Origin of the sequence: Arsenophonus endosymbiont of Apis mellifera, from assembly GCF_903968575.1 — a bacterium.
Taxonomy (GTDB): domain Bacteria; phylum Pseudomonadota; class Gammaproteobacteria; order Enterobacterales; family Enterobacteriaceae; genus Arsenophonus; species Arsenophonus apicola.
Window position 1 is genome coordinate 1 of the sequence record NZ_CAJCFU010000054.1, and the last position, 6,377, is coordinate 6,377.

The 6,377-nt window shown below is 42.6% G+C and carries 5 protein-coding genes; 3 read left to right on the forward strand and 2 right to left on the reverse strand.

The window, feature by feature from the left end:
- Positions 1-252 precede the first annotated feature (252 nt).
- A complete protein-coding gene (locus tag H1X92_RS08385; RefSeq protein WP_006663401.1) occupies positions 253-876 on the forward strand; it encodes a recombinase family protein in 624 nt (207 codons plus the stop codon).
- Between the two features lie 56 nt (positions 877-932).
- Positions 933-3,911, forward strand: a complete 2,979-nt coding sequence (locus tag H1X92_RS08390; RefSeq protein ID WP_180558317.1) for a Tn3 family transposase — start codon at positions 933-935, stop codon at positions 3,909-3,911.
- 2 nt (positions 3,912-3,913) lie between these two features.
- Here H1X92_RS08390 and H1X92_RS08395 read toward each other — a convergent pair whose 3' ends face one another.
- On the reverse strand, positions 3,914-4,234 hold the full coding sequence (locus H1X92_RS08395) for a TrbM/KikA/MpfK family conjugal transfer protein (RefSeq protein ID WP_180559724.1): 321 nt from the start codon (positions 4,232-4,234) through the stop codon (positions 3,914-3,916).
- Between the two features lie 77 nt (positions 4,235-4,311).
- Here H1X92_RS08395 and H1X92_RS08400 point away from each other — a divergent pair, with 77 nt between their 5' ends.
- Positions 4,312-4,839 carry a lipocalin family protein gene (locus tag H1X92_RS08400; protein ID WP_180559725.1) on the forward strand — a complete coding sequence of 176 codons (528 nt, stop codon included), beginning with the start codon at positions 4,312-4,314 and terminating at the stop codon, positions 4,837-4,839.
- A 6-nt stretch (positions 4,840-4,845) separates the two neighbouring features.
- Here the strand turns inward: H1X92_RS08400 and pilV are convergent, their stop codons facing one another.
- Complete coding sequence (pilV, locus tag H1X92_RS08405) at positions 4,846-6,024, reverse strand: shufflon system plasmid conjugative transfer pilus tip adhesin PilV (RefSeq protein ID WP_233458144.1); 1,179 nt, start codon at positions 6,022-6,024, stop codon at positions 4,846-4,848.
- Positions 6,025-6,377: the final 353 nt, after the last annotated feature.

A 6,377-nucleotide genomic window follows, 5' to 3' on the forward strand; every position in this document is an offset into this window, starting at 1 on the left:
GGGGTGCGCTTGGAAAACGGAAAATATCCTACGCTAAGGCTATTTTATGTACAAATTGATATTGTCTAAATTCTTTTACCTATTTAACCACTTCTCTTTCACCTCATCATTGTAAACTCAAAACCTAACCACGCATGACATTTGAGTACACCCCATTGTCACAAGCTAATGGGTTGACATTTTTCTATTAGATCATTACTTATCTGTCATATACATTATGATCACCACTTAAACGTCATCAATGGGTGAAAAATGTACATTCATGGTTATCTCCGCGCATCAACAAAAGAACAGGACGCTCTCCGAGCTAAAAATAGGATGAAAGCTTTCGTTGAAGAAAAAGGGTTTCGCATGGCCAGTTGGTACACTGAAAATGTATCTGGGGCCTCACTCCAACGACCAGAACTTTTACGTTTGCTTGATGATGCAGCATCTGGTGACATTATTCTCATTGAACAGGTTGATCGTCTTTCACGCCTAGATGAAAAGGGTTGGGAAAAATTAAAACGTCTTATCCAGGAAAAAGACCTTATTGTTGTTAGTTTGGATCTTCCAACAAGCCATATAGCTCTGACGTCAAATGTTGGCGATGAGTTTACCTTTGTTATGCTTAAAGCTATTAACGGGATGATGTTAGACATGCTGGCTGCTATCGCTAGAAAAGATTATCTGGATCGTCGCCGCCGACAACAGGAAGGTATAGCAAAAGCTAAGGCGGTAGGTAAATTCAGGGGGCGTCAGGCTGACCATCAATTGCATGAAAAAATCATTGAACTTCGAGTAAATAATAGGCAGAGCATCCGAGATACTGCGAGGTTATGTGGTGTTTCTGAACGAACGGTTATACGCATTGTTAAACAGAAAACATTTTCTTAATAGGCTTATATTTTGAAAATCAGAGCGAGCTATGTCCGTATTCTGGGAGAGCATTGATGCCACGACGACAAATACTGAGCAGTGATGAAAAAGAACGTTTACTGGTTGTACCTGATGATGACATCCTGCTCGCACGAATATGTTTTTTAAATGAGCAAGATCTGATTCTCATTAAAAAACATCGAAGACCCCCTAACCGTTTAGGCTTTGCAATTTTACTCTGTTATCTACGAGGGCTGGGTTTTACCCCAGATAAAAATGCGCTTCCCCACGATGGTATTCTATCCAGAGTGGCAGAGAGATTGAAACTCAATCCTGATTTATGGCAAAAGTACGCTGCTAGAGAGGAAACCCGTTGGGAGCACCTTGCCGAGCTCTATCGCTATTTACAATTAGTGCCATTCAGTAAGCCTTTGCAAAAAATGTGCATTAGTCATTTATATCCTCATGCTATGCGAACCGACAAAGGTTTGATCCTTGCTGAAGAGATGCTCATCTGGCTACATAATAATAATGTTATCTTCCCTTCCATTGATGTGGTTGAGAGGACCCTTGCTGAAGCCACGACAATTGCGGATAGAGCAGTGTTTACAGCACTGACAACGCAACTGGAACCACAACATAAAACAGCCTTAGATAATCTGTTGATCTCAGGGGATGAACAACTAAGCCGTCTTGCTTGGCTGCTTCAACCTCCGGGGAAAATTAATGGTAAAAATGTGTTGCAGCATATTGATAGATTAAATGCTATTGAGGGATTGGCTTTACCTGAAGGTATTTCGCTTTCCGTTCACCAAAACCGACTGCTCAAATTGGCTCGAGAAGGTAGAAAAATGAATAGCAGGGATCTGGCTAAATTCTCCGAGACACGTCGTTACGCCATGTTGGTTTGTGTTATCTCAGAAGCAAGGGCCACACTGACTGATGAAATTATCGAATTACATGAACGTATCTTGGGCAGTTTATTCAGTAGAGCAAAGCGTACACAGGCCGAACGACTTCAAAAAACAGGAAAACTCATTCAGAGTAAGTTAAAGCAATATCTTACCGTTGGGCAGGCTCTGCTAAATGCACGAGAATCAGGGGATGATCCTTGGACTGCAATAGAAGGCGTACTTCCTTGGCCAGAATTTGTCGCCAGTCTGGAAGAAACACAGTTTTTAGCCCGAAAGGATAATTTTGAGCCTCTTAATCTGATCACCGAAAAATACAGTACGTTGCGTAAATATGCCCCCCGTATGTTATCAGCATTGCAATTCAAGGCAACTCCTACAGCGCTGTCACTTAGTGAAGCGCTTGAGACCCTTAAAGAAATATACCGAAAACAACTCCGAAAGGTGCCGCCATCCGCGCCCATAAATTTTATCCCTGAAAACTGGAAAAAATTGGTCATAACCCCCTCGGGGATTGACCGAAAATACTATGAGTTTTGTGTCCTTAATGAGCTAAAAGGCGCATTAAGATCGGGTGATATCTGGGTAAAGGGGTCGCGACGCTACCAGAATTTTGACGATTATCTTATTCCTTCCGCTGATTTTGAAAAATTACTCAAAGAGACTCAGTTACCACTCGCCATTCCAACAGATTGCCAAAAATACCTTAGCTCACGTATGGCGCTGTTATCATCACGTCTGGAAGAAGTGAATGCGATGGCGATTGCGGGAGATTTGCATGATGTTGATATATCAGAAAATGGTGTAAAAGTAACGCCACTTGATGACAGCGTTCCTTCAGACGTTTCTCCTTTTGCTGACCTCGTTTATGCCATGTTACCTCGCCCAAAAATCACTGAAATATTAGATGAAGTGGACGGTTGGAGTGGATTTACCCACCACTTTACTCACCTCAAAAATAATCACGTCAGACCCAAAAACAAAAAGTTGTTACTGACGACTATCCTTGCAGATGGTATCAATTTGGGGATAACGAAAATGGCTCAGTCCTGCCCAGGAACAACAAAATCATCACTCGAAGGTATTCAAGCTTGGTACATCAGAGATGAAACTTATTCAGCTGCACTTGCTGAGCTGGTGAATACCCAAAAAAAGAGCCCGCTGGCAGCCGTGTGGGGAAATGGTACAACGTCATCATCTGACGGGCAAAATTTTCGGGTTGGAAGTCATGGTCGATATGCAGGACATGTAAATCTAAAATACGGCCCAGAGCCTGGTGTGCAGATTTATACTCATATCTCAGATCAATACAGCCCATTTTATACTCAAGTCATTAGCAGAGTAAGAGATTCTACCCATGTACTTGATGGCTTGTTGTATCACGAAAGTGAATTGGAAATTACAGAGCATTATACCGATACAGCTGGTTTCACTGAGCATGTCTTCGCACTTATGCATTTATTGGGATTTGCATTCTGCCCTCGGATCAGGGATCTTCCTGAAAAGAAACTATTTATCAAAGGGAAAGCAGAACAATACCCGGGGCTACAGTCGCTGATATCCTCGACGAGTCTGGATATCCGGGAAATTGAAAAACATTGGCATGAGGTACTTCGGCTGGCAACCTCGATTAAACAGGGAACAGTCACTGCGTCGCTAATGTTAAAAAAATTGGCGAGTTATCCCAAACAAAATGGTCTGGCAAAAGCATTACGGGAAATCGGTCGTATCGAACGAACGCTGTTTATGCTGGATTGGTTTTGCGATCCTGAGCTACGTCGTCGAGTGCAAGCAGGTTTAAATAAGGGTGAAGCTCGCAATGCCCTAGCACGAGCCATTTTTATGCACCGGTTAGGCGAAATCAGAGATCGAGGTCTGGAAAATCAAAGCTATCGTGCCTGTGGGTTAACATTGTTAACAGCGGCGATTACGTTGTGGAATACCGTATATATAGAAAGAGCTATCGAATCTTTAAAACGAAAAGGAATTCAGATTCATGAGGCATTAATTTCTCATTTATCCCCTCTAGGTTGGGAGCATATCAATCTAAGTGGTGATTATATCTGGCGGAATAATCTAAAGTTGGGCTCAGGTAAATACCGTCCGTTGCGTGCAGTTAATATAGGTCGGTACAAAAAATAAGCTTAGCGTAGGATATTTTCCGTTTTCCAAGCTGACCCCATGATGTCGCTGACAACAGCCGGATCTGCTGTTGGACATCCGCCAAGAAAATCTCGCCGTTTAACAAAAGTTTTCCATGGACGAAAACCATGCCGACCAAATTTTTTAAGTGAAAAAAATTTACGCACAGCGCCATTGCATTCACTTTGATTGTTACCTTGTAATTTTCCGTACATACACAACACAACGGTACACGGGTCATCAGAATCAATTTTTTCCTGGGCAGAAAGGGGGTAACTGGCTGCAAGTAATAGCCATGCAGCCGATAAAAAGGTTTTTTTCATAACAACTTTCCTATTTGGTTTGTTTGAATTACGCTGATTGCGTATTTGATGCAAAATGCTTATAAGGATGACGAGACATGAAAATATTGAGAAATCTCTATTTACTAATATCTTCTTTGCTATCTCTGTCTTGTAGCGTGTCGGCGCCAAAGGGTGTAAAAGCTGTAGAAAATTTTGATTTGAATCAATATCTCGGGCTCTGGTACGAAATTGCCCGACTAGACAATCGTTTTGAGCGTGGCTTAGAACGGGTTACCGCCAATTACATGCTTAATCCCGACGGGAGCGTGAAAGTCATTAATCGGGGATTTTTGCCCGAGCTGCATCAATGGCGAAAAAGTATAGGTAAAGCAAAATTTATAGGTTCCCCGAAAAAGGGGTCACTGAAAGTTTCTTTCTTCTGGCCGTTCTATGGTGGCTACCATGTGATAGCGCTCCATCCAGAATATCGTTATGCCTTGGTGGCAGGACCAAGTCGAAACTATTTATGGCTGCTTTCACGCACACCCAGGCTCGAGACGGCGGAAACGGAGTCTTTGCTAAATCTTGCCAGAGAACTTAATTTCCCCGTTGATAAATTGATATGGGTGAATCAGGATGCGTAGAATTTTTTAATTAATGCAAATTGCTTCACATTGGAAGTGCACAAAACTCGGCGGGCTACCCGATAAAATCCAGTTTTTATGCTCATCTGGTTTCACATGACAGGCGACATTGCTAAAATATTGCCCCGGCAAGTTAAATCCAGCAATCGCACAGAACTCGTGTGAGCCAATATTTTTAGCACCTGAATTGGTTTTATGATAGGAAACAGGACCCAGTCCAGTCGTTTTGGTCCACCTGCCGGTTTGACAGGAAAGAACTGCCCCTTTAGCATCCCGACTCACTAATCCACTGGTTGGACAGGACGAACCTTCAACGACGACTTTCTCGAGCTGTAAAAAATCTCCGGTTGATAAGCGGCCCTCTGCGCGAACCGTACCGCCTTTTAACTGTCCTCCAGTATAAATACTTTTGTTGTTGACAGCGCGTATCCACTCTTTATCCGTCATATAAAATCCGCCCCCATGTTTGGTATTTATCCAACCTTTATTATCCTGCGTGACCAGCCAGCCACCCTGACTTTTTATATCCCCGTTTGCGGTGACGGTTTTACTAAAAACCCCTTCTTTGGCATTAACAGCATTGGCATTATTAAGATTGTTACCACCCATATCGATATGGGTGTGCATACGGTTTAACTCAGGCTTGTGCTTTACCTGAAAACGATACAGCCGGTCGCTTTCCTGCAACACGCTACCCAATATTTCTGACGATAGGGCTATGGCAATATGTCCAAATCGACAATCAAGGCCAAAATCCTTTGGCTGGCTTATCCAGCCACCGTAAGCCCCGATGGCGAGGTTTCTTTCATCCACAAACCCACCCATACCGTTAATTTGAGCGGCGATACGGCGCATCCCTTTTTCGGTTAGATTTTCACCATTAACACTACAGGTTAATGCCTGCAAGGCGGGAGGTCTTTTCTGGTTGTTTCTGACAATCCCAGTGACGTATTGTTGACCAAAGGGGTTTTTGTCGGAAAAACCTTTCTGGAGATATCCTTTTTTAATGAGCAGGGCATTATTAAGCGTAGATTTTGGTTGTGTTAACAGTTCATCATAATGGTCAGCGATATAGTGCTTCGCAGCTTCATTAAACTCGCTGAAATGGCGAGCGGAAACTATCCACTCCTGTTCTTCCAGAAATTCGCTGTATTTTTCAGCACCCCACAACGCGAGCAAGGCCATAATCACCAGGACGCCGAGAACTTCCAACGCGATAAATCCTCGGTCGATTTCTTTTATTCTGTTTTGATGTATTTTTGACATAGGTGTTCCTCGTAATTATAACGAATCGTTTTTTAAAGTGGACTTAAAGGAGGTAGGAAGGCGGCAACACTTAATTTGCTAAAATAGGATGCTATTTAACATAATGGTGGTTATCGGCACTTGGATTTTAGCTTTCAGGCAAAAATTACCGCGAAAGGCTTAAAAAGACACGTTTTCTCATCGGAAAAATACAATTTTTGAATATAACATTTTGTTAACAATTGACCGTTATTCAAGTTCACGCGATTTTGGGGCCAAAAGGGTTATTTTTG

What these genes read in the sequence shown, in the direction of transcription:
- H1X92_RS08385 (WP_006663401.1), top strand. Translation starts at nt 253, where the DNA reads ATGTACATTCATGGTTATCTCCGCGCATCAACAAAAGAACAGGACGCT.
- H1X92_RS08390 (WP_180558317.1), top strand. Translation starts at nt 933, where the DNA reads ATGCCACGACGACAAATACTGAGCAGTGATGAAAAAGAACGTTTACTG.
- H1X92_RS08395 (WP_180559724.1), bottom strand. Translation starts at nt 4,234, where the DNA reads ATGAAAAAAACCTTTTTATCGGCTGCATGGCTATTACTTGCAGCCAGT.
- H1X92_RS08400 (WP_180559725.1), top strand. Translation starts at nt 4,312, where the DNA reads ATGAAAATATTGAGAAATCTCTATTTACTAATATCTTCTTTGCTATCT.
- pilV (WP_233458144.1), bottom strand. Translation starts at nt 6,024, where the DNA reads ATGGCCTTGCTCGCGTTGTGGGGTGCTGAAAAATACAGCGAATTTCTG.